General features: G+C 68.6%; 23 protein-coding genes. 4 read left to right on the top strand and 19 right to left on the bottom strand.

Annotated elements, in window-relative coordinates; translation table 11 throughout:
• Positions 1-14: 14 nt before the first annotated feature.
• The 5 genes from ACNHYB_RS14070 to ACNHYB_RS14050 are packed head-to-tail and all read right to left on the bottom strand — an operon-like array spanning position 15 to position 6,396.
• On the bottom strand, positions 15-326 hold the full coding sequence (locus ACNHYB_RS14070; protein WP_418275968.1) for a hypothetical protein: 312 nt from the start codon (positions 324-326) through the stop codon (positions 15-17).
• Positions 313-1,356, bottom strand: coding sequence for an FAD-dependent oxidoreductase (locus tag ACNHYB_RS14065; RefSeq protein ID WP_418275967.1), 1,044 nt, complete (start codon positions 1,354-1,356; stop codon positions 313-315). Before ACNHYB_RS14065 ends, ACNHYB_RS14070 begins: the two co-directional genes overlap by 14 nt.
• Positions 1,353-2,081, bottom strand: coding sequence for a glycosyltransferase (locus ACNHYB_RS14060; RefSeq protein ID WP_418275966.1), 729 nt, complete (start codon positions 2,079-2,081; stop codon positions 1,353-1,355). The genes ACNHYB_RS14065 and ACNHYB_RS14060 overlap by 4 nt, the downstream gene beginning before the upstream one ends.
• Positions 2,078-4,312: a glycosyltransferase gene (locus tag ACNHYB_RS14055; protein WP_418275965.1), complete on the bottom strand. Its 2,235-nt coding sequence runs from the start codon at positions 4,310-4,312 to the stop codon at positions 2,078-2,080. Before ACNHYB_RS14055 ends, ACNHYB_RS14060 begins: the two co-directional genes overlap by 4 nt.
• On the bottom strand, positions 4,309-6,396 hold the full coding sequence (locus tag ACNHYB_RS14050; RefSeq protein ID WP_418275964.1) for a phosphoadenylyl-sulfate reductase: 2,088 nt from the start codon (positions 6,394-6,396) through the stop codon (positions 4,309-4,311). The genes ACNHYB_RS14055 and ACNHYB_RS14050 overlap by 4 nt, the downstream gene beginning before the upstream one ends.
• A 151-nt stretch (positions 6,397-6,547) precedes the next feature.
• Here ACNHYB_RS14050 and ACNHYB_RS14045 point away from each other — a divergent pair, with 151 nt between their 5' ends.
• Genes ACNHYB_RS14045 through ACNHYB_RS14035 form a run of 3 tightly spaced genes read left to right on the top strand, consistent with a single transcriptional unit; the run spans position 6,548 to position 9,456 of the window.
• Entirely contained in the window at positions 6,548-7,564 is a 1,017-nt protein-coding gene (locus ACNHYB_RS14045) for a hypothetical protein (RefSeq protein WP_418275963.1), read from the top strand.
• A 49-nt stretch (positions 7,565-7,613) separates the two neighbouring features.
• Positions 7,614-8,504, top strand: a complete 891-nt coding sequence (locus ACNHYB_RS14040; protein ID WP_418275962.1) for a class I SAM-dependent methyltransferase — start codon at positions 7,614-7,616, stop codon at positions 8,502-8,504.
• A gap of 40 nt (positions 8,505-8,544) precedes the next feature.
• Positions 8,545-9,456: an NAD-dependent epimerase/dehydratase family protein gene (locus tag ACNHYB_RS14035; protein ID WP_418275961.1), complete on the top strand. Its 912-nt coding sequence runs from the start codon at positions 8,545-8,547 to the stop codon at positions 9,454-9,456.
• Between the two features lie 14 nt (positions 9,457-9,470).
• On the opposite strand, the gene ACNHYB_RS14030 is transcribed toward ACNHYB_RS14035, so the two are convergent.
• The 10 genes from ACNHYB_RS14030 to ACNHYB_RS13985 all read right to left on the bottom strand — a co-directional run bounded on the left by ACNHYB_RS14030 (position 9,471) and on the right by ACNHYB_RS13985 (position 20,866).
• The gene (locus tag ACNHYB_RS14030; protein ID WP_418275960.1) at positions 9,471-10,208 is read right to left on the bottom strand and encodes a sulfotransferase; all 738 of its coding nucleotides are present in this window, start codon (positions 10,206-10,208) and stop codon (positions 9,471-9,473) included.
• Entirely contained in the window at positions 10,202-12,277 is a 2,076-nt protein-coding gene (locus ACNHYB_RS14025) for a glycosyltransferase family protein (RefSeq protein ID WP_418275959.1), read from the bottom strand. The genes ACNHYB_RS14030 and ACNHYB_RS14025 overlap by 7 nt, the downstream gene beginning before the upstream one ends.
• Positions 12,274-12,618, bottom strand: coding sequence for a hypothetical protein (locus ACNHYB_RS14020; RefSeq protein ID WP_418275958.1), 345 nt, complete (start codon positions 12,616-12,618; stop codon positions 12,274-12,276). The genes ACNHYB_RS14025 and ACNHYB_RS14020 overlap by 4 nt, the downstream gene beginning before the upstream one ends.
• Entirely contained in the window at positions 12,615-13,664 is a 1,050-nt protein-coding gene (locus tag ACNHYB_RS14015; protein ID WP_418275957.1) for a glycosyltransferase, read from the bottom strand. Before ACNHYB_RS14015 ends, ACNHYB_RS14020 begins: the two co-directional genes overlap by 4 nt.
• On the bottom strand, positions 13,604-14,905 hold the full coding sequence (gene wecC, locus ACNHYB_RS14010; protein WP_418275956.1) for a UDP-N-acetyl-D-mannosamine dehydrogenase: 1,302 nt from the start codon (positions 14,903-14,905) through the stop codon (positions 13,604-13,606). Before wecC ends, ACNHYB_RS14015 begins: the two co-directional genes overlap by 61 nt.
• 17 nt (positions 14,906-14,922) lie before the next feature.
• A complete protein-coding gene (locus tag ACNHYB_RS14005; protein ID WP_418275955.1) occupies positions 14,923-16,725 on the bottom strand; it encodes a glycosyltransferase family protein in 1,803 nt (600 codons plus the stop codon).
• Between the two features lie 384 nt (positions 16,726-17,109).
• Complete coding sequence (locus tag ACNHYB_RS14000; protein ID WP_418275954.1) at positions 17,110-18,567, bottom strand: NCS2 family permease; 1,458 nt, start codon at positions 18,565-18,567, stop codon at positions 17,110-17,112.
• Positions 18,568-18,665: 98 nt separating this feature from the next.
• Positions 18,666-19,058, bottom strand: coding sequence for a glycerol-3-phosphate cytidylyltransferase (gene tagD / locus ACNHYB_RS13995; RefSeq protein ID WP_418275953.1), 393 nt, complete (start codon positions 19,056-19,058; stop codon positions 18,666-18,668).
• A gap of 165 nt (positions 19,059-19,223) precedes the next feature.
• On the bottom strand, positions 19,224-20,231 hold the full coding sequence (locus ACNHYB_RS13990) for a hypothetical protein (protein WP_418275952.1): 1,008 nt from the start codon (positions 20,229-20,231) through the stop codon (positions 19,224-19,226).
• Positions 20,228-20,866, bottom strand: coding sequence for a DUF6318 family protein (locus tag ACNHYB_RS13985; RefSeq protein ID WP_418275951.1), 639 nt, complete (start codon positions 20,864-20,866; stop codon positions 20,228-20,230). The genes ACNHYB_RS13990 and ACNHYB_RS13985 overlap by 4 nt, the downstream gene beginning before the upstream one ends.
• Before the next feature lie 270 nt (positions 20,867-21,136).
• Between ACNHYB_RS13985 and ACNHYB_RS13980 the strand changes: the two genes are divergently transcribed.
• Complete coding sequence (locus ACNHYB_RS13980) at positions 21,137-21,385, top strand: DUF2530 domain-containing protein (protein WP_418275950.1); 249 nt, start codon at positions 21,137-21,139, stop codon at positions 21,383-21,385.
• 6 nt (positions 21,386-21,391) lie between these two features.
• Here the strand turns inward: ACNHYB_RS13980 and ACNHYB_RS13975 are convergent, their stop codons facing one another.
• From ACNHYB_RS13975 to ACNHYB_RS13960, 4 genes are all read right to left on the bottom strand, one after another.
• Positions 21,392-24,517 carry a sacsin N-terminal ATP-binding-like domain-containing protein gene (locus ACNHYB_RS13975; protein ID WP_418275949.1) on the bottom strand — a complete coding sequence of 1,042 codons (3,126 nt, stop codon included), beginning with the start codon at positions 24,515-24,517 and terminating at the stop codon, positions 21,392-21,394.
• Positions 24,514-25,425: a DUF3027 domain-containing protein gene (locus ACNHYB_RS13970; protein ID WP_418275948.1), complete on the bottom strand. Its 912-nt coding sequence runs from the start codon at positions 25,423-25,425 to the stop codon at positions 24,514-24,516. The genes ACNHYB_RS13975 and ACNHYB_RS13970 overlap by 4 nt, the downstream gene beginning before the upstream one ends.
• 14 nt (positions 25,426-25,439) lie before the next feature.
• Positions 25,440-25,823, bottom strand: a complete 384-nt coding sequence (locus tag ACNHYB_RS13965) for a cold-shock protein (RefSeq protein ID WP_418275947.1) — start codon at positions 25,821-25,823, stop codon at positions 25,440-25,442.
• A 150-nt stretch (positions 25,824-25,973) separates the two neighbouring features.
• Positions 25,974-26,663 carry a TetR/AcrR family transcriptional regulator gene (locus ACNHYB_RS13960; protein WP_418275946.1) on the bottom strand — a complete coding sequence of 230 codons (690 nt, stop codon included), beginning with the start codon at positions 26,661-26,663 and terminating at the stop codon, positions 25,974-25,976.
• Positions 26,664-26,693: the final 30 nt, after the last annotated feature.

Below are 26,693 nucleotides of genomic sequence, written 5' to 3'. Positions count from 1 at the left end.
GGACGCTGGTCCGCTCAGATCGAGCGTGTTCGGGGGTACGGCCAGGGCTTCTCCACGATCACACCGACCCCCTCCCGGCCCAAAGCCCTGACCAGGACGGGCACGTGCACGCCAGGAGGTACGCACAGCCAGACATCGGTACAGCCGCCCTCGCGCACGGCCGTGGCGATCCGCGCCTCGTAGGCTCCGGCGTCCTCCCCAGCCTCTCGGCGTGCCGGTCCGAGCTGCACGACGTCGACGCCGGCCCCGACGAGCATGCCCACCACCTTGGACGCCCACCTGCCGCGACCGAGGATGCCGATCCGGGTGCCGTCAGGTACGTGCATCGACCAGTTCGGCGACGGTCCGCGCCGCAGTCACCGCTGACACCACCTTGCCGGAGAAGATGTGCAGCTCGCCGGGGCCGCCTTCCCGCACATGGAGCACGCGACGATCATCCGCAGGGCTGTCCTCCACCACCCGGACCGCGAACCGGGAACCCACGTAGCCGGCGTTGGCGGACTCCGGTACTGCCAGCGCTGCAGACGCACGCATCTGCGCGAACCGGGTGATCGGCACAGGACTGAAATCCTCGGCTTGGAGCAGCGACCTGAACGCCTCCGGGATCTCTGCCCCGTGCTCGGTGGCAGTCCAGTGGTTCGTGTGCCGTGCTGAACCGAACAGCGACCGCGGGGAGGCCCCGTAAGGATCGAACCCGGTGAACGGACCGTCCGCGACCACCAGTGCGATCCCGCGCAGGTGCGGCGGAAGTTCGATGAGCACCTTCTCGGCCACCTGCACCTTGGCGATCCGAAAGATGTCGCGGCTCGCCCCGAGCCCGTAGGTGGCATGGACGACGACGTCGAAGCGGTCACGCATCCGGGGCTCGTAGCGCTCATGGCGCAGGCGCACGGCGGCACTCGCCAGCCTCTCCTCGACTGTTCGCCGCAGGACGTCCGGATCGTAGACCTCCTCCGCGACCTCGTAGCAGCGGTCGATGTAGTCGAAGTCGATCCACGAGGGCCTGCGCGACATCAGGGGAAGGCCGAACGTGTCCATGGTCCGCTCGAAGTCGTCCGGAGTTGTCTGGGATCCCTCGTGCGGGATCGCGTAGTAGTTCAGAGTCGACCGCACGACCGCCTCGTCGAACGTCTCGGAGAACTCCGCACGCGCCGCGAGGACCTCCTCGATGGTCTCCGGGCTCCGCGGGTAGTGGTACCCCGCGTGCACCCGGTACTGGTTCGTGGCGGACGTCGCCCGCATCACACCGCGTGGATCGAAGAGATCCACATGGTGCCTGCGCTCGGCGAGGTGGAGCGCAGCTGTCGAGCCGTAGATCCCCGCGCCGACGACCGCGACCCGTGATCGGCAGGTCATACGCGTTCGGCCTGGCGGGCGTATTCGTAGGTCAGCAGCGGCGACCATCGCGTCAGCGACTTGTTCGTGACGGCCAGGATGTTCTGCGAGACCTTCTGTCGACGCTTGAAGTGGATCGTGCCGGCCGCCACGCGGTGGACGATCCCGGCCCGGACGGTCTCGATGTTCCAGAACCAGTCGTCGTAGGCGAAACCGCCCGGGATGTCACGTGCGGCCAAGGGGAAGTCGAGCATCACGTGCCGGGGGACCATGCAGAGCGAGTCCCAGTAGTTGCTGAAGCGCAGGAAGGCCGGGTCGAAGGACGGATCGAGCTGATCGGTATGGAAGAACAGATTCGCGCTCTCGCCGAAGAACCAGTCCACCTCCGGGTGCACGATGACGTCGCCTTCGGCCCGGACCATCTCGTAGCCGGCGGAAAGCCAGTTCCGACTCCAGAGATCGTCGGCGTCGAGGTGAGCGATGATGTCACCCGAGACGCGTTCGGCGGCGTAGTTGCGCGCGAGCCCATGATCCTTGACGTCGACCTGGAGCACCGACCACCCCCGCTCGGTAGCGTCCGCAAAGACATCGAGCGTCGCACGGTTGGGGTCGTCGAGGACGACGGTCACGTCCACCGAGATACCGTCGGACTCCGCCTGCTCGACGGCATCCAGTAGGCTCCGCAGAGTCGGTCCTGCGAGCGCACCCTCGTGGTGCGCTGCCAGAATCACCGAAATGTCCGTCATGGCGCGGCCTCCTCCGAGGTGGTCGTCCGCGGATCGTCCAACCCCAGCGCGGTGGCCACCTTGCGTCGGTACGACTCCCGCGAGCAGATCGAACGAACGTCGTCGCGCAGCCGGGCCGCACGGCGACCCACTTCGGTGGGCGATGAGAGCATCTTCTCGATCGTCGAGACGTAGGCGGTCGGATCCAGGGCATCCGCGACCGGGAAGCCCGTCTCCTCTGTGACCAGGTCCACCACCCCACCCACCGCGCTGGCGACCACAGCGACGCCTCGGGCCGCGGCGTCGATGAGGATCGTCGGCACACCGTCCCACTCGGCTGTGTAGAGGAAGAAGTCGCAAGACTCGACCGGCAGGTCGTCAAAATGCCCGTAGGTGCCCTGCAGCCTGATGTTCCTCGGCAGGTGTGCGAAGTCGATGTCGCTGCCTCCCAGGACCGTCTTTCCCCATACCCAGATCTCCAGCTCGGGCAGCATCGTCGCGATGTCCACCACGAGGTCGAACCGCTTCTGCCGGTCGAAGCGACCTGCCCAGAAAGCCCGCAGGACCCTGCCCTGCTCACGGCGGGTGGCGAAGACGTCGGAATGATCGGTGGCCTCGACGTAGTCAGCGGGCGTGTGAACGAGATGGAATGCCTGTCGGAGCACTGACGAATGGCCGTATCGCCAGGTCAGCTCGTCATGCAGCGGCTTGCTGTCGACGAGCACGGCGGTGAGGTTCGACAAGCAGTCCTGCAGGGCTCTGATCGGGTATCCCCCCTTGTTGCCCTGCTTGTCGATCTCCCAGGTGAACAGGTAGGCCGAGAGCTCGGTCATCGTGGAGAGCTGCCGACCGAACAGCGTATACATCGACCAGCAGAGGGCGCTGTTGATGTTGACAACCCTGCGAGGTCGGAGCCCGCGGACGACATCGAGCAGGAGCCGAGCACGGGCCTCGTCGGGGAGCCCACGGCAGTGGGCAGCGACATCGACCAGGATCACGTCCTCGGGAAACCAGTCGGGCCGCTGGAACTCGTCGAGGTCGGTCGTCAGGACGATCGTCGACCCGCTGAGCCCGAGGTCGTGAAGCGCCTGGACGAACTCGCCCGCCACCCTCGCCGAGCCGGCCATTCGCACGTGCGGCAGGACGACGATCTGGTCGATCTGAACCACCGGCATCGAGCGACGGAGTCGTTCTCCACGTTCGAAGAGCTCATGCGCGTGGCTGACCATCGGCGGCAGCGAGACCTTCCGAGCTGTGTAGGGCTTGCGGATCATCGGCTCGATCTCGTAGGCCCTGGCGACCAGCTCGGTCATCTCGGGGGCGTCGAGCCGTGCAAGGAGCCTTCGAGCCATCAGCGCTCGTTCCTCGACGACGGACGTCCCGGATATACCGCTGAGATCTTCGTCGGAAAGGATGATGTCAGCGACGATCGGCACACGGTGCGGTCGAGAGTGCTTTCCCGTTCCCAACCGATGATTGACCATCGGGCTCGGCGCACGGAAGAGCTCATAGCACCCGTTGCTCACGAAGTGCTCGAAGCTCCATGTCGAGAGCCTTGCCATGTCGGCGTGACTGCGTTCGTAGTACTCCTCGTCGAAGAGCGGTGTGGGGGACACGCGCGCAGGAAAGCCCACGGCGAGCCAGTGGAAGAGCAGGTGTCCGTCTGGCAGCCCGCCCAGATCTCCCAGCACCACCGACGTGTACCACTCGGGGTGGAACAGGACCGAATGGCGAAGGCCCCTGTGGATGCCGTCCGAGAGGAAGTCCGTCAGCACCTCGTCGACGGACTCCGTCGGGGCGGAGGAAAGGATGTCTGCGCGCGACCTCTCGATGGCCTGGACAGCGTCCTCACCGCCCCCGGTTGAGGCACCCTTGGCGACGACCTCCTGCATACGGTAGAAGACCGGGTGCGTCATCTCTCGCAACATGCGCCATGCGCGCGGGTCTGCCAGCAACGTCGATCGATGCTCCGGCGGGATGAGCTCCAGCAGGTCGAGGATGGGTCGGCGTTCGTCGCGTGGCACCCGCGCGGCCCACGCCCGGAGCGCCGGCGCCAACGGTTCGGCAGCCTTGGACCAGATCCTTCCCTCCTTGTGGCCCCAACTCATGAAATGAGCCCAGGGATCGACCCCGGCCGCCTTCACATCAGGATAGGTCCTCAGGTAGAAGCCTGCGTCGAAGACCTCTTGAGGAAAGTCGTCCTCGATCGAGGAGGTCCGCCCAGGTGACACCTTCCCCTCCCCGATCGTCATTCCCCGACCACCGCCGCGACGGACGTGGCGCCCGTCCGGTCGACCTCACGCACCAGCATCTCGTCGGCGGATTCCCTCCTCCACATCGACGTCGCGGGGATCTTCGAGCGATCGGCACGGTACGCATATTTCACTGCGATCTCGCGCACCTCGTCCATCAGCCCTTCGCTGAGCGTGATGGGATCGAGCCCCAGGTGGAGGAACCTGTCGTTGGCTACATGCAGGTCGTTCTCCTCGGCCTCGAGACGTGGGTTCGCGACCTTGTCGACGCTGACACCTGTCCGTTCAGCGATCATTCTTGCGAGGTCGCGCACGCGATGGGTCTCGGTCATCTGGTTGAAGATCGCCACCCGATCGCCAGGCCGCGGCGCGTTTTCCAGGGCGAGCTGGATGCACCGCACCGTGTCCTGGATGTGGATGAAGGCCCTGGTCTGGCCGCCGGTCCCGTGGACGGTGAGCGGATGACCGACCGCCGCCTGCATCAGGAACCGGTTCAGCACCGTCCCGTAGTCCCCGTCGTAGTCGAAGCGATTGATCAGGCGTTCATCGAGCTTGGTCTCCGCCGTCTGGGTCCCCCACACGATCCCCTGATGGAGATCGGTCACTCGCACCTTATCGTTCTTATTGTAGAAGTAGAAGAGAAGCTGATCCTGCGTCTTCGTGAGGTGGTAGATACTCCCGGGATGAGCAGGATAGAGGATCTCGTTGTCCACCAGTTCACCGTCACCCACCTCCACCTTCACATGGAGATAGCCCTCGGGGATCTTCATGCCGGCTGTACCGTAACCATACACACCCATTGTCCCGAGGTGTGCGACGTGGATGTCGAGTCCGCTCTCCACCACTGCAGCAAGCAGATTATTGGTGGCGCTGATGTTGTTGGTCACCGTATACCGCTTGTGATAGCTGCTTTTCATGGAGTACGGCGCTGCGCGCTGCTCCGCGAAGTGCACGATCCCATCCGGACGCCAATCCTCAAGCAGTGACAGCAGGCGATGATAGTTCACGGCGACGTCGAAGTTGTGGAAGTCGATCCGCCGTCCAGTGATCTCCGTCCAGGCACGCAGCCGCTCCCCGACCGCTCGAATCGGGGTGAGCGAGTCGACCTCCAACTCGATGTCGATGTTTCGCCTGGACAAGTTGTCCACGATCGCGACCTCGTGACCGATCGCAGAGAGATGGAGCGCCGTGGGCCATCCGCAGAAGCCGTCGCCGCCAAGAATGAGAACTTTCATCGTGTTCCTCTCCCGTTGTCCGTGCCGATGCCCGGAGGTTTGCGGGCCCGCCACGCTCTGCACACGCCCCGCGCCGACTCCGACGGTCTCCGGTCCCGTCCCCTCACGACCTGCGACCGTGAAGACGTCAGCGGTATCCGGAGTCAAGACTCGTTCCAGACGTCCCGTCTCCGGGTTGAGATGAATCCCGCACTCCTTGGCCTCCTCCTGCTCCCACCACCAGCGTCCGGCGCGAGGAGCCTCTCCCTGCGAGACCGCTCTCGTGCACGGTGCGCAGCCAATGCTCGGGTACCCCTGATCATGCAGGGCGTTGTACGGCACCGAATGGCGACGGATGTACGACCAGACCTCTTCGTTAGACCAGTCGACCATCGGGTTGAACTTGACGATCCCGTACCCGGCGTCCCATGACTGGAGGGGAAGCTCGGCACGTTCTGTGGACTGCTCGCGGCGCAGCCCGGTGATCCAGGCGCGCTTACCGATCAGAACCTTTGCCAGCGGTCGCACCTTGCGGATCCCGCAGCACTCCCTACGCAACGCCACGCTGTCGTAGAAGGCGTTGGGGCCGTTGCGGCTGACCCAGTCCTGGACCTCGCTCGCGTCGGGGGAGACCATCGTGACAACAGGGCCGTATCGCGTTCGGACGTTCTGCGCCGTCCGATATGTCTCTTCCGGGAGCCGCCCCGTGTCGAGACTGACCACCTCGATTCCGAGATCGTTCTCGACGATGAGGTCGGTGAGGACCATCGCTTCTGGCCCGAAAGCGTTCGCGAGGACCGCCGGAGAATGGTCCCGTGAGATCTCGTGCAGCCGCGCGATCGTGCGCTGGAGCGCAGTCTCGTACGACATCTCTCCCCCTGGGTGGTGGGTGGTTCGTCACGCCGTCGGCGATTGCCAGGTCTATAGTGATCCACCACACACCCGACCGCACGCCGGGGGCTTCGAGGCACGCTCCTGGCATGCGGGCCAGGTCCGACCAGCGAACGGAAGAATGCGTCCGATGGCGAAGGTCTTTATCCACGTCGGCCCGCACAAGACGGGTTCCACCTACATCCAGAAGCAGTTGCGACAGCACGCCGACGTCCTCTTGGAGCACGGTGTGTCCTACCCGGACCTCGGTTCGCCGGTCTTCGGACACGGGTCGTTGGTCCGGCGACTCAAGGGGTGGAGCACCCCGGTCACCGCGCAAGAGCTCACAGCCCTGGTCGACCGCGACGTTCTGGTCCTGTCCAGCGAGAACTTCGTTCTTCTCTCCACGGAGCAGCTCGCCACGCTGCGCAGCTGCTTCAAGGAGCACGAGATCACGATCGTCTTCGTGCTGCGCTCCCTGACCGAGGTGCTGCCGTCCCACTGGCAGGAGACGATCAAGCACGGGAACACGCAGACGTTCCTGGAGTACATCGCCCGGGTCAACGGGTGGATAGAAGGGAGCTACGATCACGTTGTTCCCGCCCGGCAGCTGGCCAGGCTGGCGGAGGTGTTCGGCGAAGATGCGCTGGCCGTCATCTCCTACGAGAACGCCGGCGACCTCTTCCAGGCCCTGGGCCAGGTCGTGCTGGGAGAACAGTCCCCGGTCTTCGACGGCGACCGATCCCGCGTGAACTCCTCGTTCACTCCCGAGCGTGTCGAGCTGGTGCGTCAGCTCAACGTCCGTTTCCACCGGGAACACGGTAGGACGCCCGGGCAGCACCTCCGGATCTCCTACGTGCGCAGTTCCGGACCGTTCGAACGATCCGCGGAGTTCGAGGCCTTCTCCACCGAGTTCGCCGCGGGAGCGACCTGCGTACGACTGTCGGACGACGACCCCTTCGTCCGTGACGAGATGCGACAGGTCGCCCAGCGATTCGGGCGCCGCATCGTCAATCCCGCCCCGAGGGGCGCGCGGGCGCACGGCAGAGTGACCGAGACCTTGTGCTCGTTGCCGACCGCTGCCGGGTGTGCCGCGGTCTCCAAGAGTCTCGACGAGCTGTACCGCGTTCACGAGCCGTACGCGCTGGAACACCTCGGCCTCACCTGAATGAGCGCTCGTCGGGCCGAACCGTCGAGCACATGTCAGACTCCCTTTCATGGCGGACAACGGAGCAACCGTGGCGCAGCCGATCTGGGAAGACCTCATCTCTCTCAATTCGCGTGGGCTGGCGCAGTTCGAGGTCCTCGGCCCAGCTGCCGAGTACAGAGAAGGCGACACGCACACCGACTGGTCCTCCGAGGGCGACGGGCTTGAAACTGCCCTCCGGCGGGACACCTATCCCTTGCCGCGAACCGAGGATCGCGAGGGGTACTACGGCCAGTCTCACTATTCCTACTGGGCGAGCGGCTACCGGGACTCCAGACTGCTGCGGGAAGCGTGCGATCGACTCGGGGTCGACTTGCGCGGATACCTGGATCTCGGCTGCGCCAGCGGCAGGGTAGTGCGCCACTTCGCCGTCGCCGGTGACGTTCCGGAGGTTTACGGGTGCGATCTGAACCGTCGCCACGTCGACTGGATCAATCGCTTCCTACCGGCCAGCGCCATCGCCTTCCAGAACCACGCGATCCCCACCCTTCCCCTGCCCGACAACAGCATCGACGCTGTCTCGGCGTACTCCGTCTTCACTCACATCGAGGCGTTCGAGACGGCGTGGTTGATGGAGCTGCGCAGAGTGTTGCGTCCAGGCGGGATCGCCTGGATCACGCTGCACACCGAACGCACGTGGGCGACGATGAACGACAACTGGGGCCTCTACAAGCGACTCCGACACCATCCGGATTTCGCTCCCTACGTCGACCACGCCAATCGCGAGGAGCTCCCCGAGGAGCGAATGGTCTTTCGCTGGTACGCCGACCGTTCCTACTCGAGCAAGGTGTTCTACCAACGCGATTACGTCCACAAGATGTGGTCTCGGATCATGGATGTGCGCGAGGACCACCACCGGTTTCCCAGCCGTCAGGACGTCGTCATCCTCCAGAAGGCCTGATTCGAGCAAACCGGTCGCGGTAGCGCGAGACGGAGGACTGATGATCGGCATCTTCGGAGCGAACGGCTTCATCGGCACCCACCTTGTCCGACGCTTCGCCCTGGACCAGCGCGAGATCGTGGCCGTGGCCCGGCGATTCGATCAGGACCTCGACAGGCTCGGAGTCCGGACGATCGCCGGCGACCTGCGCGATCGCTCCGCGATGAGATATGCGCTCTCCGGCGTCGACACGGTGATCCAGCTGATGGGCACCTCAGCTCCCGCGCAAGGCATCGCTCACAGCACCCAGGACATCCAGGACAACGTGATCCCCCACGTGGCGTTCCTGCGTGAGTGCGTCGACGTCGGGGTCCGCCGCTTCATCTTCCTGTCGTCGGGTGGCGCGGTGTACGGGCCTGTGCCCGGGGACCGGTTGATCCACGAGACGCACCCGACGAATCCGATCTCGTCTCACGGTGTGACGAAACTGATGATGGAGCACTTCATCCGCCTCCACTCACACCTCGACGACCTGGAGCACGTGATCCTGCGTGTCGCGAACCCCTACGGCCCGGGGCAGGTGGTCCGAGCGGGACAGGGCCTCATCCCGGCACTCGTCGAGAGACACCGGCAGGGGCTGCCCGTCACCGTCTACGGCGACGGGTCCGCAGCTCGGGACTACGTCTACATCGACGACGTGGTCGACGCCGTCGTCCGGGCGTCCGACATAGCTGACCACCAGGAGCTCACGGTCAACATCGGGTCCGGCGAGCACCGCACGATCCTCGAGGTGATCGCTGGCCTGGAACGCGCTGCGGGCATCAGCCTCACGCTCGACAAGCTGCCCGCCCGCGCGACCGACGTGGACCGCATCGCACTCGACGTCTCCCGGGCCCGGGACACGCTCGGATGGACACCCTCCGTCAAGTTCGACGAAGGGCTGCATCGTACGGTGACGAGCATCGTCGAGTAGTGGGCATTCTGCTGCTAGAGGGGACGGATGGCTCGGGAGCGCAGCTCGTCGTACAGCGCCGCCACCCGTGGAGCGACCCACTCGGGTGCCGGAAGGCTCGACTTGGGGTTGACCGCGAACCGGCCGTCGATCGCAGTCAGGCAGGCCTGGTCGAAGCGAGCGTCTGCGATGGCGAGCAGGTCACGGATGAAACGTTCGGGGTCGGACTGCAACGCCTCGAACTCCAGGACATGTGCGACACGACTACGCGGATGGAGCACGAGCTCGAACGCTCTCTCCATCCTGGCGTAGGTCTCCACGAGAGTTCCGCCCCAGCGGATCATGCTCGACCGGGCGGTCTCGGCCGGATCGCGGACCACGGTGAAGGTCATGCCGTCCGGGAACAGTCTGTCGAACGTCTCCCAGTACCACGTGCAGAACTCTGCGTGCGTGGGGAACTCGTCGCTCAGAGTGACGGTCGGAACCACGATCGGCTTGTGGAACCACCGTGGCATGTTCGCACCGAAGAGCTCGAAGAGCATGGCATGGACGGCATCCCTGCTCGCGTCCTCGACCGGACGGCGGCCCCTGATCGGACCTGTCCAGGGCAAGGACGTCTCCAGGGATCGATAGGTGGCGAACACGGTGTTGGCCGTCTCCCCGATCGCCCGGAAGTCCGGGTGCCGGCGAAAGACGTTGGTGATGAACGTCGTCCCCGACCGGCCATGGGCGACGAGCGAGACCGGTGACGTCACGTTGCGGGGGTTCACCATCGTGGCTCACCTGCCACGACATCGGCGAACCGCCGCCCCACCGCGAGAGGGCTGCGCCGCTCGGCGAACTCACGTGCGGCGGACCGCGCGGGCTCTGATGCGCTGACAGGCGCCCGGCCGAGTGCTGCAGCGAGGCTCGAAGCCGACCCGACCTCGAAGAAGTCCACGAACCCCGCACCCACGAGCTCGCGGAGCTGCCCGAGTCGAGGTGCGATCACCGGAACACCGAAGGTCGCCGCGAGCATGACGGTGCCGGAGTTCAGAATTCTCTCGTACGGCAGCACGACCACATCCGCTGCCCGCAGGTGGACATGGACTTCGGCCGGGTCCACGAACCCCAGATGTGCCCGGACACGCGACATGGACGCCAAGCGGTCGACGATCCCGGGGTCCATGGAGCCGCCGACGCTTCCGACGACCTCCAACCGGAGCCGTGCATCCAGCTTCTCGGCCATCTCGAACGCGTCGAGCAGTAACGGGATCCCCTTGTACGGCCGGATACCACCCATGAACAGCAACGTGACGTCATCGTCGTTGAGCCCGAGTCGCTCCCTGGCTGCCGCCCGGTCGAGCGGGTCCGGGTAGCAACCGTCGAACGACGGATGTTCGATACGCACGACCTTCTCCGGTGGGATGAGGTACAGGTCCGCCGTCTCGGCCAGCGTCGATTCCGCCATCACGTGGACGACGTCAGCCATCTCAGCGACGAACGCACACAGGTCGATCTCCAGGAAGCGATACGTCACCTCGTGCGCGAGCGTGTTGTGCACCGTCCATACGATGCGGACGCCACGCTCGACCAGGTCCGTGAGCACAGCCTTGAACAAGTCGAGCCGGTCGAAGGCATCCAGGATGTCGACCCCGGGTTGGACGATGCCATTCAGCCAGTGCAGGTGGAGCACGTGCCCCGCCAACGACCCCCCGTCGTCACGAGCGACCGGGTTGTCGAAGATGTCGGCCGAGGGACAGGCTGCCGCGCCGACCTCCGGCAGTGCGGAGTAGAGCAACCGTTGGAAGGGGTTGGTCGATGTGTAGTCCGGGAAGTAATTGACGACTCGCCGTGACCTGCGGGCAGCACGAGCACGCAGCGCCCCGCGAGCGAACCGATCGAATTCCTCGGCACGTCGTGCGAAGGAATGACCCGCTCGTACTCGCCGCTGGAGGTCCTTGGCGAGGGTGTCGAGCTCTCCGGCCCTCGCCCGATCGATGATCGCCTCGAGCTCGTCCGCCGACCGGTACACGGGGACGTCCGCCAGACCCGCCTCGGCAAGTCCGAGCCCGGAGTTCGTCACGACGAGGGAACCACATGCCAGCGCCTCGAAGAGACGGCTGTTGATGTTCCCGTACGCCAACGAGCTTTCCTGCAGGTCATCGATGGTGACCCGTGCCGAGCGGTACACATCAGGTACGTCGAAGTACTCGATTGCGCCCTGATGGACCTGTTGCAGCGGCGCGTACCCCGATCGGTCGACCCCGAACCACTCCACCGCTACGCCACGCTCCGCCAGGTGCAGGAGCGCGGTGTGGACGACCCGGTTCCCTCCCCAGTGATTGGCCGTCGACACCGCGGCGACCGACCGCCGCCGACCGTCGTCCGTGAAGAGGTCCTCGTCAAAGCCGATTCGACAGACGCCCGTGGGCCCGTCGTAGACTCTGACGATCTCACGTCGGCTCAGTTCGGACGACGCCAGGACGGTGTCGTACAGCCCGAGCCCTGGGGAAGCCACCCAGTCGTCTGTGCGGTTCCGGACCCACGCGACGACGACCGGTCCGGCGGGGATCCGGCGGACATCGGTGTCGGCCACCATCGCCACGACCACCTCGCTGTCGGATCGCGGCGCGTACCACTGGTCAGGTCCCACGAGGACCGCACCGTGACCGCGCGAGACCAGGGCCCGTGCCATCCCGGCCGCGACGAAGACGTCGCCTCGCCCCTCGGTGAAGTCTGCCGTCGCGACGAGGAACACGAACCGCAGACCGTCGTCGCTTCGAGGCGCGACACCTGAGACGAGCGCGCCGTACTCGGCGATGATCCAGGAGCTCGACTCCGTCGGCATCAGGATCCTCACCCCACCTTCTGGTCGTACCCGCGGATCACCCTGAACCTTCGCCACAGACGGTGGGCCGGTCCGAAAAACGGGGAGCTCTCCAAACGCTCCACCTGACGCCGATAACGTGACAGCTCCGCGATCTCCAGCTGAGCCTTCCTGAGACGGCTGTCGGCGTCGTCGGTCGCGACCTTCGCCCTGAGCCGGCTCATGGCATCGGCGGCGCGTCGCTGCTCCACGAGATACTGCGCCCGCTCCTGTCGGATCAACCGCTCGAGCATGGCGATGCGGTCTCGCGCCTCCGCAAGCTGTGCCGCGGCATCACCGGTGTCGCAGTCACCAGGCCCGACCTCAATGCTCATGTCTCCCACCCCGGGATCCCGTCGACCGCGTGGTCGACGAGTCTTTCGTAGCGTCCAGTCCTGCCTTCTCGACCATGCTCCTTCGCCAACTCCGCGACCACGTCGAACGCCTCCACCAGGGCCGGAACACGCTCGGCGACTCGGCGAGCCCACGGCTCGACGAAGGTTTCGTCCAGGTCCTCGAGGCCACACGCGGCGCTGTTGGCGTCGGGGCCGTGCCGAGCGGCGAACAGGGCGCGATTGCGTGTCATGTAGTACAGGTAGGCGCGCGTGGGGAACGCAGCAGTCGAACGCCGGAAGTGTTTCGCCCGCACGTCACGGTCCACGAGGCTGACCCAGCCGCGGCGAGCAGCGAGCAACGCGTGCTCTGTCTCCTCGTAGTAGAGAAAGTACTCCTCGGGAATGAGGCCGACGTCCTCGAGCATCGAGCGGCGAAGAAGCACGCAGGCCCCCGTCACGAAGTCCACCTCGAAGCGACCGCCCCGCAGCTCTGACAGGCGTGAGTCACCGTTCACATGGGTCGTCGCACCTCCGCGTGACCAGTCCAGCCGCCCGCCATCCGACTGGACGGTCGTCGGGCTCGACCCACCGTGCAACAGGCGCGGTCCGACGAAACCTGCGTCTCGGTGTTTTTCCGCTGCCAGTACGAGCCCGGCGACCGTACAGACTTCGACCCTGGCGTCAGGGTTCACCAGGCAGACGTACTGGACCCCCGCGTCGAGGAGAAACGCGATCCCCCGGTTGTTTCCCCCCGCGTATCCCAGGTTCTCCCCCGTGGGAAGGTACGACACCGTCGACGGCAGCATCCCCAGCAACGCATCCTGAGCCGCCTCGTCGGCAGCGTTGTCCACCACGACCACGTGATGGTCGAGGTGCGAACTGCGCAACAGCGAGCTCACGGCCTCGGCCGTGTCCGTCGGGCGGTCATAGTTGAGGACGACGGTCCCGACGGACGCCGTGGCTCGCCTCAACCGCGTTCCATGCCTCAACAGCTCGGCTCCCCGTCGCCACCGGGAAGTCTCGGGTCCGACCAGAGGATCCCGCACACGTCGACCAGGCCCGACACGTCGACCAGGCCGGACAGCGCGGGCCCGAAGGCTGCGTGGCCGACCAGGACGACCTGGCTGTCGGAAGCGCGCAACGCGGACGCCGTCGAGACGAGACGGACGTTCGGGAGTGCCAGCTCTTCCGGCAGCGAACGGACGAACGGATCGGACACCGCAATCCGGGCGTCGGGGCGCGCCTGCGCGAGGCGCCGCACCACCTCGACGGCCGGCGACCCACGCAGGTCGTCGACGTTCGCCTTGAACGTCAGACCGAGCGCCGCGATCCTCGGCCGTTCGACGTCTTCGACGGCCTTGAGCACCTGCTGCGCGACATGCTCAGGCTTGGCGTCGTTGACCTCGCGCGCCGCCCGGATCAGTGGGGTCTCGTCCGGGGCGGCGTCAACCAAGAACCAGGGGTCGACGGCGATACAGTGGCCCCCGACGCCAGGCCCGGGCCGCAAGATATCGACCCTGGGGTGATGGTTGGCGAGCCGGATCAACTCCCACACGTCGACGCCGATCCGGTCCGCCACGAGGGAGAGCTCGTTGGCGAACGCGATGTTGACGTCGCGGTAGGAGTTCTCGACGAGCTTGGTCAGCTCGGCGGTCCGAGCGTCAGTCAGCAGGATCTCCCCCTGGCAGAAGACCGCGTAGAGCTCCCGGGCCTGCCGGGACGCCTCGGGCGTCAGCCCGCCGACCACCCGGTCGTTGGTCACGAGCTCTATCATCACCCGTCCGGGGAGTACACGTTCCGGGCAGTGGGCCACGTGGACGCGCAGGAGAGGGGCGCCTCCGTGCTCGTCGCGGTGGGGCCCCGCCACAAGGTCGGGCCTTTCCTCGACGATCCAGTCCGCCACGCGCTGCGTGCACCCGGGCGGCGCCGTCGACTCCAGGACGACGAGCTCTCCCCCGCGGAGGACGGGAGCCAGTGCGCGCACCGCCTTCTCGACGGCGGACAGATCGGGCTCGCGGCGGTCGCCCAGCGGTGTCGGGACCGCGACGACATAGGCATCGGCCGGTTCGGGGTACCGCGTCGCGCGCAGCGTCCCGTGCCGCACGGCCCCGGCCACGTACGTGGCGAGGTCTGGTTCGACGAACGGCACCACGCCACAGTTCACGGCATCGACAGTTGCCGGGTCGACATCCACACCGATGACCTTGACGTCCTTGGAGGCCAGCATCGCGGCCGTCGGAAGACCGATGTACCCCAGTCCGACGACGCAGACCGTGTTGATCGCCATTGCTCACCCCCCACGGGTCAGAAGATCACGTGCTGCTCGGCCGGTCCGAAGAAGGCGACCTGGCCGCGGGCCAGGAGTTCGACGTCGGACACGGCCCACGTGTGCTGGTCCCCACCGCTACGCACCTGGACGAAGTTGAAACGGTCCGCGGCATAGGTACGCAGGCCGTGGGCCGCGGCGCGGCGCAGGAACGCGGTGTCTTCCCCCGAGGACGTCTCACCGAACTCGACGTCGGCCGCGATCTCGCGGCGCGTCACGATCGTGGGACCCATGACGAAATCGGTGAACCGGTGCTCCCGGTCGCCGTGGCGCAACAACGTCACGTCATGCGCCTCGAGGTGGAGATAGTGCGCCTGCTTGCCGACGACGTCCGCACCGGAGTATTGCAGGGCGTCGAGCTGATCGGAGAGGTAGTTCGGTCCGTACAGGTCGTCGTCGTCCATCTTGGCGACGACGTCGCCCTCGGCTGCTCTGACGATCCTGTTCAGGCAACGCCCCAGGGGGACGTCGACGTCCGCGGTGAGCAGGACGAGATCCTCGACCCCCGCCCGTTTCGCGCGGAGCCGCAGATCTGTCTCGTCGTCGACGACGAACCCGTGCGTGAGCAGGACGAGCTGGGCCTCGGCACGCCGCTGTGCACCCACGGTGGCAAGGATGTCGGCGATCCGGTGGGGTCGGTTCGTGGAGACGAGTGCACTGACGCTCGGGCGTGCGACGTCGGGCGACCCGGCCAGGCCCACGTCGTGCAGCACCTTCTGGACCCGCGCCGCGTAGGTGTGCTCGCGCCAGATGCGTCGCTGGCCGAGGTGGACCGCATGGTCCCGTAGCTCGGGCGACCGAACGAGCGCACTCACCATGTCTGCGGCCTCGGCGCGGCTGGTGACGGTGAACACCTCGTCCGGAGAGAAGTACGTGGACGTCGCACGACTCGGCGAGGTCACCACGGGAGTTCCGCAGGCCGTGATCTCGACGATGCGTCGCGAGCACATGCTCGAGGAGTCGATGACCGCGTTGACGTTGAGGAAGACTCGATAGTCTCGGTAGGCGGTCAGCATCTGCCGATAGTCCAGCGAGCCGACGACATACTCCGAGTAGGGCTCAGGAAACTCGTACTGGTCACCCTTGCCACTGAACCGCGAGAAGATCTCCAGCCCGTGCGGCATCGTCCGGCAGGCATCGAGCGCGCCACCCAGGACGATGTCGGCGTGCGCCCGCCGCTCCGGGTACTTTCGTGCGAACCAGGTCCCCGCGAAGGCGACGTCCCGACCCGGTCCGCGTCCGTGCAGCCGCACCGGGTTGTGGATCGCGGGTTGCGCCGCGAAGCGAAGGACCCCCACGCGGTCGTGCCCGAGGAACGTTCGGTAGCGGTCGAGACAGTCGGCATCGGTCGTGTACACACGGTCGAACAGTGACGCGGTCTGCCGGAACTCCTCGAGGTGGACCGGGTCCTCCTTGTTCCAGAAGACGCTGGGCACCCCCCGCTCGCGCGCCGCATGGAGCAGGGCCACCAGCTCGTCCGACGGTGAGCTCGGGCCCGTCAGCTGAAACTGCCACGCTCCTCCGTTGCCCTTCCAGGCCGACTCCACGAACACCAGGTCGAGCGTGTCCAGCTGCTCTCGCCACGTCGACGGGCGCAAGATGACCTGCTCCCACTCGTACTCAAGAGCCAACAGGGAGAAGTCGTCGAGGATGACGCCCACACGCAGTGCGCGACGCGGCCCACGTGCCGGATTCGGCCACGGTTCATAGGTGAGGCCTCGCCGGGTACGACGGGCCTGCCCCATGAGCTCACCGACACCGAGCGCCTTGCGTCGACGCATGAACTCGCGCACCTGGGAGGGACCGCCGTGGCGGAGGTGCCACAGCGCCTTCCGGGTCGTCGTAGCCCACGATCGCATACGTCCGCAGCCGTTCGTCGCTGGTCAGGGGTCGGTCGCTCCGTCGTCATGCTATGGAGCACCAGCAGGTTCCGCCTGCGGGAGCACGTCGTTCCTGGGCCCGTGAACGACCGAACCGGCATCATGACGACAAGACGGACAGCCTGGGCAGCAACGACGCCGCTCCCATCCACGCACACCGGCTCCGTCCGTGCGTCGACGACGACACGATCCACCCGCCGCGGCAATCCGACGACAGGAGAAGTTCCCGCCAGAAGAGGGCCCGAGGGGTGCTCCATGCTGCCGGTAGACGAAGCAGCGGACAGGTCAGCCGATCGCGGCCTGGATCGGCTCCAGCAGGAAGTACACGACGAACATCGCCGAGGCGACCCACATGAACGGGTGGATCTGTCGTACCTTGCCGAGCGCGAGCTTGATGACGACGAAGGCGATGAAGCCCGCCCCGATTCCGTCGGCGATCGAGTACGTGAACGGCATGAGGACGATCGTCAGGAATGCCGGGATCGCGATCTCCACGTCGCGCCACGAGATCGACGCGACCTGCACCATCATCAGGTAGCCGACGAACACGAGTGCCGGCGCGGCGGCCTCGTAGGGCACCAGGGCGACCAGCGGAGAGAGGAACGTCGCCAGCAGGAAGGCGGCGCCCGTGGCCACCGAGGCGAGACCTGTGCGAGCGCCGTCCCCGACACCCGACGTCGACTCGACGTACGCGGTGTTCGACGACACCGACCCCATGCCGCCGAACATCGCCGCGAGCGAGTCCACGACCAGGATGGCGCGCGTCTTCGGCGGGTTTCCCTTCTCGTCGAGCAGGTCGGCCTCGGCACCCACTGCGACCATCGTGCCCATCGTGTCGAAGAAGTCGGCGATGAGCAGGGAGACCACCAGCAGCACCACGGTGACCGCGGCGATGTTCTCGAAGGAGCCGAGCAGCGAGAACTGACCGAGCAGGCCGAAGTCGGGGACCGTGGCGACGCCGTCGAACGCCGGGGCGTTCAGGTTGAAGCCGTTCGGGTTGCCTTCGGCCTTGGTGCCGATGTGCAGCGTGTTCTCGAGGACGACGGCGAGGACGGTCGCGGTGAGGATCGCGATGAACATGGCTCCGCGCACCTTGCGCACGAACAGGGCGATCACCAGCAGCAGACCGACGACGAACACCAGGATCGGCCAGGTGCCGAGGTTGCCGAGGGCGAGCGGCGTGCCCGCGCCGGGGACGACGAAGCCCGCGTTGACGAAGCCGATCAGGGCGATGAACAGACCGATGCCGACCGAGATCGCCGTCTTGAGCTCGAACGGGACAGCGTTGAACACGGCCTCCCGGAAGCCGGTCAGCACCAGGAGCAGGATGATCGCTCCCTCGATGACCACCAGACCCATCGCGTCGGCCCACGTCACGTTCGGCAGCCCGGCGATCGAGTAGGCCACGACGGCGTTGAGGCCCAGGCCGGCGGCCAGCGCGATCGGGAAGTTGGCGAAGACTCCCATGAGGATGGTGACCACACCCGCCACCAGGGCGGTCGCCGCGGCCACCATGCCGAGCGACTCCGGTGTGGGCGCCGCACCCCCGCCGAGCACCTGCCCCGTACCGTCCGGCACGGTACCGATGATCAGCGGGTTGAGGACGATGATGTAGCTCATCGCGAAGAACGTGACGAGACCACCGCGGATCTCCCGCCCCACGGTCGAGCCACGTTCGGTGATCTTGAAGTAGCGGTCGAGGCCGCTCTGCCCGGACGCGGGCGCGGTGGTCTGGTTGGCCATGTGGCCAATCGTGCCAGAGGTGTGAAGGTGCTGCGGAGACGACGCGTGCGTCAGTGCAGGTCGGCCGTCGGCGTCGTGGCCGACGTCACGGCACCATGTCAGGCCTTGGCGGCGAGACCCGCCTTGATCTGCGTCGTCGAGATCTCCGGGGTGCGCTCCAGGTACACGACCTCGCAGTGCTCCTTGAGCTCGTCGAACTTGCCCGCCCAGTCGTCACCGATGACGAAGGTGTCGACGTGGTACAGCTGGATGTCCGTCGCCTTCTGCTCCCAGGTGTGCTCCGGGATGACGAGGTCCACGTGACGGATCGCCTCCAGCATGCGGCGGCGCTCCTCGAACGTGAAGTACGACTTCTTGCCCTTGCCCGCGTTGAACTCGTCGGACGACAGCGCCACGATCAGGTAGTCACCCAGCGCCTTGGCGCGCCGCAGGAGCTCGATGTGCCCGTAGTGCAGCAGGTCGTAGGTGCCGTAGGTGATGACTCGCTTCATGCCTCGTCCCTCGTGGTGTCACCGGCGCGACAGGATCCGTTCGCTGGTCGTTCATCCTACGCGCTGGACGTGCCCGACGACGGCCGTCGCACCGGGTTCGTTCGGCACCTTGCGCCGAACGTTTCACGAGATGCCGAACGAGGCCGGGATGTCGGCCCCCGGGGGTCAGCAGGTGGTGTTGCCGTTGAGGTCAGTGCACACCAGGCGCACGCGGGCCTCGGTGACGCGCAGAGGGTCGATGGTGCTGGTGGTGGTGATGGTGCCGTCGATGTCGGTCCAGGTGCTGGTGCCCACGAGCTGGAAGCGGCCCTGCCAGGTCGTGGTCAGGGTGATGGTGACGTCGTCGCGGTACCAGTCGCCCTCGTCGTCGCGCCGGGTTCCCGCATCGGTGTCCGGGTGCCCCAGGTGGGTGTACGTGTGCCCGACCCAGGAATCGTCGGGCTCGTCCTGCCCCTCCTGCCACCATCGCCCCTCGTCCGTGGTGGTCAACGTGCCACCACCCGGGGTGAACGGGTCGTCGAAGTCCCACGTGTACTCGACCGGCTCGGCACGGATCAGCACCGGGACGTCCAGCAGCGTGACCTGTTCCTCCAACGGTTCGGCGTTGGCCTGCACCGGATAGCGCACGTTCACCAGCAACGGCCGCGTCGCCTGGACCGTCGCTCGCGGAGCCGTCACCTGCAGTGCGGCAAAGGCCCTCTCCGCCTCCGCCGCCACATCCCCCGGTGTCACGCAGCCGCCCTCCTGGACCAGCTCTCCGGCCTGGTACTGCCCGTCCTCGCCCAACCGCTCGACCCACAGTGGAGCCAGTTCCACCGCTTCTGGACCGCAGTCGGTCCCGCCGTCAGCGATCGTCACGGCGCCGTCGGGGCAGGTCTCGAGGAATCGGTCGTACTGGGCCAGGTCCAACCCGCGGAAGAGGCTGCATGTGAATCCGTCCGCTCGGATGTACCGGTCCGTCGGTCCCTCCGAGTCGTCGTCGAAAGCCGTCGTCTGATCCTGCCTCACCGCCGTGACTCCCGTGGTGCCCTCTTCGCCCGAGGTGTAGCCCGTGAAGTCTGGCGACGTGGTGTGTGCTTGTGCCGAATCGTGGGAGTGCACCGAGGGTGCCACCGCCGTCGGGGCGACGATTGCGAGTGCGCCGCCCATGACGACCGTCAGCACCGCCCTCATGCGTCGACCTCGTCAAGGTCGACGACAGCGACGATCTTCCATCCCTGACCGCCCATCACGACCTCGAAACGTTGCTGGTCCACGGTCACGTCCTCGCTGAACTGCACCGTTCCCTCCGAGTCCGTGATCGTGACCTCATCGACCGTGACCTCCACGTCGATGGGCCAGATCCGGGTGGACTCGTCCTGCTGGTAGACCTCAAGGATGCGAGTCGTTCCTTCTCCGCCCGTGAACTCGTAGGCACCCTCAGCGATCTCCCGCGCTTGGTCGAGCCGGTTCGCGCAGGTCTCACACAGGGGATGAGACAACTGCTCGTACGCCGCGGTGTCGTTGGTCGCCATGATGTAGCTGTCGAGCGCAACGAAGTACTCGGCAGCGGCCTTGGCGCCCTCGACGCCGTCGTCGTCCAAGGCGACCGGTCGCTCAGGAGGCTCCACGCTCGGCGTCGGTGAGGGCGAGGGAGACGGCGTCTCGGCGGGTGCCGCGCTGGATGCGCTCGGCTCGGCGGCCGGCGTCGGACCAGAAGCAGGCGTGGAACCAGGGCCGGTGCACCCGGCGAGCAACAGGATCAGGGCGGCAGGGGCGGCAGCGGCAGCGGCAGCAGCGGCGGCCAGGGCGTGACGGGCGCGGGTCATCGGGGCTCCTTCACCTGCCGAGCACGCAGATCAGGCTCAGCAGGGAACGGTCGGCAGACGGCGGTCGACGGTGACGAACCCCGACAACCTAGCCAAACCCGGACCCGCCCCGGCACCCCCGGCCCAACCTGTGGACAACCCACCGGCGCCACCCGGCCTCGTTCGGCAGTTCGCGCCTCATTCGGCACCTTGAACTGCCGAACGAAGCGCGAACTGCCGAACGAGCCGGCGCCCAGGCGGCGCGGCAGCACACCGCCGTACGATCGACCCGTGCCCTCCGTCGTCAGCCTGCTGCTCCACCCCGACCGGCGTCGCCCGACGCCGGAGCCTCCACCGAGCAACCTGCGACGCGTCATCTGGTTCGGCATCGCTGCCTGGGCCGTGGCCCTCGTCGCGTCCGTGATCGCCCTGGCCGCGGGCGTCGACGACGCCGGGGAGATCGTCGCGACCTGCGTCGCCGGCCTGATCCTCGGTGGTCTCGGCCTGCTCTGGACGAGCCGCCACCCCGAGTCGAGGTAGAGGAGCTCAGCCCCAGGCGGTCGTCACCCAGAGCGCGACGGCGCGCTCCGGATCGGCGAGCACGGCGGCCACCAGCGCCGTCCGGTCCGGCCGGCCGAGCACGTCCGCCAGTCCGGCGGCGAGGCCAGCGGGAGAGGTCGCGTGCACCCGCCCGGCGGAGTCCACCCACCACGGCACGGGCCGCCCCGCCACGGACAGTCGTTCGTGCGCGAACCACACCGGCGGCAGACGGTGGTCCAGCGCCGCGACCCGTGCGTCGAGCCCGCGCTCGTCGCCGGGCAGGTCCGGTGCGGGCAGCCCGTCCTGACCGGCGAGGGGAAGGTCGAGCAGGTCGGCGAGCGCGTCGGCGTCCGCGGCGGGCGTGGGCAGGACGGCACCGAGCGCCGCCCAGCGTGCCGTCCCGGCCACCTCGACGTCGTCCGCGCGGTGCACGACGACGTCGCTCGCGTCGAGCGCGGGCAGCCGGTCGGGCAGGGGGTCCAGCGCGGACGACCGATCGGCCGGGTCGAGTCGGGTCGCCATGTTCGCGAGTCCGCGCCACACCATGAGGGCGTCGCGCAGCGGGATCGACGAGCCGACGCGTGGCAGGCGTTCCAGCGCGGCGGGCCAGTCCGCGGCGTCGAGGTCGCTCAGCGCGTCGACACCGCCGAGCGCACGCCGCGTGGCGACGTCGAGCCCCGTGGTCTCCGGCGGCGCGGACGGCAGGAGGGGGACGCCGTCGTGCAACGCGAAGGGCGCCCCGAGCCGCTCGCGCAACCACCACGCGGTGTACGACGGCGCGGTACCGCGACCGCGACGCACGGGAGTCAGCAGCGCCCGACGCGTCGCGGGGTCGCCGGCGAGGCGGGCGAGCACGTCGGGCCACGCGTCGTCGGCGACGGCATCGAGGTCCGCGACGGCCTCCAGGTCACCGACGGCGACCCCGACCCCCAGCCGGGACGCGAGCAGGCGCAGGTAGTCCGACCACCCGGCCAGCCAGCCGGCCGGTTCGTCAGGACCGGCCTCGTCGTCGGGGTCGTCCGGGTCGGGCGTGACCACGTCGGCGACGGTGTAGACCTCGGGCTGCGTGCGCGCGCCCGCGGCGGCGAGGACGGGCGCACCGTAGCGGGCCACCTGCTCGACGTCGACGCACGCCAGCCCGTCGAGCACGCCGGCCGCCCACGTCCCCGGCAGGGTCGTCTCCCGCAGCGCGACGAGCTCGCCGTCCGACGTCGGCACGGGCAGCTCACCCGTCCAGAACGGCGCGTCCGCCCCGGCCGTGAGCCGCACGAGGGCGAGCGCCGAGGCCACCATCTCCGTGGCGACGTCGTCGCGGTCGCCGTCGAGCACCCGCTCGGCGGCGTCCAGGGCGGCCCGCCGCACCTCCGGGTCGTGCAGCATGCGGGGGGCGTCCGTGGCGACGGCACCCGCCCGGACCAGCAGCGGGTGCGCGACGTCGGGGTGCACGACCCGCAGGCCCAGCACGCGTGCCGTCGCCGCGAGGGAGGCCTCGTCACCGGGGTCGACGGCGTCCTCCAGCAGCACGATGGAGCCGCGCACCCCGGCCGCCCGGCCGTCCGCGAGGGGGATGCGTGCACCGGCGAGCGCCTCGAGGGCGCCGGGTTCGTGGGCGTGCGGTTCGAGCGCGTCGAGCAGCGCGTGCCACCGCCCCGCCGGCAGCCCCACGGGAAGGTCGTCGACGAGGTCGGCGAGCGGTGCCGTCGTCGCGCCCAGCGTCCGCACGGTCGCCTGACGTTCGGCGGCGACGCGCACCAGGCCGGGGACCACGGGGGCGAGCGCGGCGACCAACCGGGGGTCGTCGCCGGGAGCGCCGGTGATCACCAGGGCGTCCGACGGCGGCACGAGCGCCGGCCGGTCGGGTACGTCCTCGCCGGATCCGCCCGCCGGGTCGCTGGTGCCGATGCCGGCCGGATCGCCGGTGGCGCCGTCGGCCGGATCGCCGTCGAGCCGATCCCCCGCGGGTCGAAGCAGCGGCGTCCCGCGCAGCGCGTCGACGGCGGCGCCCCGGATCGCGGCGTCGAGGTCCGACGCCGGCAGTCCGGTCGGGACGAGCGCGAGCGGGTCGCCACCGTCGGTGGCCACGTCGCCCAGGAGCTCGGCGTAGGCCTCGCCCGCCTGGACGGCGAGCAGCGTGGTGGCCGCGCCGGGCAGCACGTGGCGTCGTCCGGCGTCGACGGGGAACGTGGCCGTCAGGACGGCCGGCAGGTCGATCCCGACGTCGGTCGGTGTCGGGGCGCGCAGCACGCCCCGCCCCGCACCACCGGGCACGATCGCCCAGGTGAGCGACCAGTCGGCGCGCCGGTGCTCGTGGGGCAGTCCGGAGAGCTCCTCGGGCGTGAGACGGCCGGACCGTGAACGGCGCCGGACCGGCACCGGACGCAGTCGGACGGTGTCGCCGTCGCCCGCCACGCTCCGGGTGACCTCGGCGAGGCTCGGGAAGGCGAGCAGGAGCGCGTCGTCGACGTCGGTGAGCTGGGCACGCACGGCGGCCACGGCCTCGTCGTCGCGCAGCACCACCTCGACGACGGTGTCCGCGTCGAGCCCGTCGTCGAGCCCCGCGTCCAGGGCCGGCGCGGCGAACGGCAGGCGCAGCACCGGCAGGTCGTCACCGCGAGCGGCGACGTCGGCGGCGAGCCGCACGGCGTCGTCCGACGGCGCAGCACCGTCCGGCCGGGCCGCCGTGGTGACCTCCGCCAGCGCGGCCCGCGTCCCCTCCAGCGAGAACCGCACGCCGCCCGTGCGCGACCGCACCGTCACGTCGTCGGACACGGCCCGCACCGCGGCGAACCCGACGCCGAACCGGCCTACCGCACCGTGGTGCGACGCCTTGGCCGAGGCGCGCAGGGAGGCCAGGGACGCGACGCCCGTGGCGTCGAGCGGCGCTCCCGTGTTGGCCACCGTGAGCGTGCGGGTGCCACGGTCCAGCGTGAGGCGGACGTGCCCGCCCTCCTGGGCGCGGGACGCGGCGTCGGCCGCGTTCTGCAGGAGCTCGACCACGACACGGTCGCGGTAGTGCCCGCGGGCGTGGTCCTCCTCGGAGTTCGCGTCCTCACGGAAGCGGGTGGCGGATCCGAGCCACGCCTCCGTGACCGTGTGCCTCAGGGAGGCGGTCCCGAAGACGTCGTCGGTCACTGAGCCGGATCACCTGCCGGTTCGTCGGCGGGCGCGTCGGCCTCGCCCTTCGCGGGTGCGCCAGGCTCGTCCGGCGCGGACGCGTCGGCCTCGACGGCCGGCCGCTCCTTCTCGGCGGCAGGCAGCGTGACGGCCTCGACCGTCGACTCGTCGATGAGCGGTGCGCTGTCCGGCCACTCGCTGGGTCGCTGCTCGACGTCGGTCTCGGAGTGCGAGCCGCACCCGTGGTCGAGCGAGACCACCTTGCCGTCGTCGGGCGACCACGCGTTCGCACAGACACCGAACAGCTGGCCGAGGGGGCCCTGCAGCGGGACGACGAACCCGCAGGTCATGCACTCCGAGGCGGAGGCCACCGCGCCGGGAGCCGTCGGCCCGCGGGTGCCGCGGTACCAGCGCTCGGCGGCCTCGTCGCGGCCCTGCGGGGACAGCACGCGCTGCCGGGCGAGGGCCAGCTCGTCGATCGCGACGGCGTCCTGCTCCTCGTCGCCCGACGGCGTCCAGCCGGGCTCGAGGCGCGGGTCGTCCGCGAGGAACGGCAGCGTGTCACCGGGGCGCACGTCGCCGGGGCGCAGCCGCTCCGACCACGGCACCCACGCCGGGGCGAGGATCGCCTCGTCACCGGGGAGCAGCTCGACCTCGCACACGGTGGCGACGCGCCCACGGGGGACCCGCGCCAGCGTGACCGTCCAGTGCCACCCGTGGTAACCCCGCATCGTCGCGGCGAAGTGGTGCGACATGAGGCGGTCGGCCTCGGTGGTGGTGCCCAGGTGCTCGCCGACGTCGTCGGGCGAGGAGGCCACGTCACGCGCGGCGTCGCGTGCCACGTCGACGGCGCCGAGCAGGACGGCGTCGTTGCGGGCGCGCGAGCTCACGCGGCGGGCCTTCGCGGGCGCGTCGGCGGTTGCCATGGGTTCTCTCGCAATCAGGAATCGAGGTTGTCGGCGACGGCACGCAGCATGGTGGCCACCCGCCGGCCGGACTCGGCCTCGGGGTACTTGCCACGCTTGAGCTGGTCGCCCGTACGGTCGAGCACCTTGATGAGGTCCTCGACGATGCCCGCCATCTCCGAGGGGGCCTTGCGCTTGGCCTTGACGACCGACGGGGCGGCGTCGAGCACCTTCACGGCCAGGGCCGAGGGGCCGCGGCGTCCGTCGGCCACGCCGTACTCCACGCGCGCGCCCGGCTTGGGTGCGGGGACGTCCGCGGGCAGCGCGGAGGCGTGCAGGAACACCTCGCCGCCGTCCTGGCTGGCGATGAAACCGAAACCGCGTTCGGCGTCGTACCACTTGACCTTGCCGGTGGGCACCTGAACCTCTTCGTGCTCGTTCGTCCGTCTCGCCGTCGACGGGTGTCGAGGCAGTGTCCCAGAGTACCGGCGCCGAGAGCCTGCCGCCGCATCGCCCCCGCCCTGTCGGGGGTATGAAATCCGCGACGTCGGGCGGTGCGGTGCGGTGCGTCAGACGGGACGGATGCCCGCGTCGGCGCCGAGGCGGGCCGCGACGGCGTCGAACCAGGCCGCGGGATCGGCGACCGCGTTCGTCAGGTGGCCGAAGAGCTCGAAGGAGATCGTGCCGAACACCTCGGCCCAGGCCATGAGCACCCGGGTCACGACCTCCGGTGCGGGCTCGGGCCACCCGCGTCCCACGAAGAACCCGGTCGCCCCGTCCACCAGCGCGCCGACGTCGGACACCGGCGGACCGGTGTCCCCCGCCGCCTCCACCGCGATCACCGCCAGGACGATGACCACCCGCACGGCAGGGCCGACGGTGTCCTGCGGCGCGACGTACCCGGGCACGGGCGTGCCGTAGAGCAGGGCGAACTCGCCGGGGTGCGACACGCACCAGGTCCGCGCGGCCCGGCACGCGGCCAGCCAGCGCCCGGCGTGGTCGGTGCGGTCCACGGAGGCGTCGGCCAGCTCGACGGCGTCGCCCAGCTCGTCGTAGCACTCCACCAGCAGGGCGGTGAGCAGGGCGTCCCGGCTCGGGAAGTAGCGGTAGACCGCCGAGGACACCATGCCGACGTCCCGGGCGACCGCCCGCAGGGACAGCGCGGCGGGCCCGTCGACGGCGAGATGCGCCCGGGCGGCGTCGAGGATCTGCCGGGTGATGGTCGCCCGGGCGAGCTCGCGGGCGGTGCGTGCGCTCATGGCGGTCAGCGTGCCATGCGTGAGCACTGC

The sequence above is a fragment of the Isoptericola jiangsuensis genome (genome assembly GCF_048320105.1).
Lineage (GTDB): Bacteria > Actinomycetota > Actinomycetes > Actinomycetales > Cellulomonadaceae > Isoptericola > Isoptericola jiangsuensis_A.
This window is presented reverse-complemented; position numbering and strand designations above follow the sequence as displayed.